1 protein-coding gene is annotated in these 586 nt (G+C 53.4%); it reads right to left on the reverse strand.

Going from position 1 to position 586, the window contains the following annotated elements:
* On the reverse strand, positions 1–452 hold a 452-nt coding region (locus B4A72_RS11285), incomplete at its 3' end, for a hypothetical protein (RefSeq protein WP_292978601.1).
* Between the last annotated feature and the right edge of the window lie 134 nt (positions 453–586).

Raw genomic sequence — 586 nt, forward strand, 5'->3', positions numbered from 1 at the left:
AATGCTGCTACCTGTTTCTTCGGAATATCATGACTTCCGATTGTTTTCTGGATGCAGCGACCAACTGTATCCAGGATCTGCTTCTCCCTAACCCTATCAGACTCCGGTGTTAGGAACTCGGGAGATGAAAGATATGTCGACGACTTTAGCCGCCCCGGAAGGTGCTCTCTGCGTCCAGCTCTCTGGTTCAGTTCGACAGCTCGCGAAAGGGCATCGATCATGATGCTCTTAGCCTGCTCATCTGTTTGGCGCGACAGGAAGACTGAATAAACCCGTGAGACCAAGCGCAGGAGAGCATCCTCCTGATCCTCTACTTCACAAGCTGCCATGAATAGACCGCCAAGGAGACCAGCAACGCTGCCATTCTCATTGTTCGGGGCCGCAATCTGTTCAAGCAAACTGGAAAGGCGAGGATTCTCCTCTTCGTTGGAAGAGCGCCATTCATGGAGCACTGCGGCCGTGTCAACGCTGGTGAAAGCATAACCGCCTCCAAGAAGGCAAGGATGGCATCGACATATGCACTTGGGTCCAACCGGCTGGCTCTCCGCGCCTCCTGAAGCGCAACCTGGGTCCATGTAGATTGTAA

The sequence above is a fragment of the Paracoccus sp. UBA5162 genome, from assembly GCF_002413585.1.
In the GTDB taxonomy this organism is placed as follows: Bacteria; Pseudomonadota; Alphaproteobacteria; order Rhodobacterales; family Rhodobacteraceae; genus Paracoccus.